Source organism: Pseudoalteromonas sp. CR1 (assembly GCF_019392235.1).
Taxonomy (GTDB): Bacteria; Pseudomonadota; Gammaproteobacteria; order Enterobacterales; family Alteromonadaceae; genus Pseudoalteromonas.
The window spans coordinates 1-449 of sequence record NZ_JAHXRM010000048.1 but is presented as its reverse complement, the minus strand read 5'-3'; the positions used below and the strand labels follow the sequence as shown (position 1 = coordinate 449).

1 protein-coding gene is annotated in these 449 nt (G+C 60.4%); it reads right to left on the bottom strand.

All coding sequences use genetic code 11. The features are described 5' to 3' along the window. A partial coding sequence (locus KZZ04_RS18425; protein WP_219423672.1) for a cytosine permease occupies window positions 1–449 on the bottom strand: 449 nt, incomplete at both ends.

The window sequence follows — 449 nt, the reverse complement described above, 5'->3', positions numbered from 1 at the left end:
CCAGCCCGCCTTCCACACAATCCAGCCGGCCAGGGCAAACATCACCGCATAGACCACCGGGCCCGCCCAGTCGATAAAGCGGCGGATGGATTCCATGCCGGCCCAGAACACGGCAGCCTGCAACACCCATAAGCTGAGGAAACCAAACCAGCCCAAGTAGGCCAAGCCTGCGAAATGCGGTTCTGCATACACCGCCATTTGAGGGAAGAAGCGCAGCACTACGATGATCAAGGCGCTCGACGCCAAGTACGTTTGAATCCCGTACCACGCCACCGCGATCAGACCGCGAATCACCGCCGGTATGTTTGCGCCGAACACACCAAAAGCCAGCCGGCAGATAACCGGGTACGGCACCGCAGCTTGCTGGCTCGGCCTGGCTACCAGGTTGGCGATCAATTGCACAATGCAAATACCCGCGAGCAAGGCGATCAGCACCTGCCAGCTGGCCA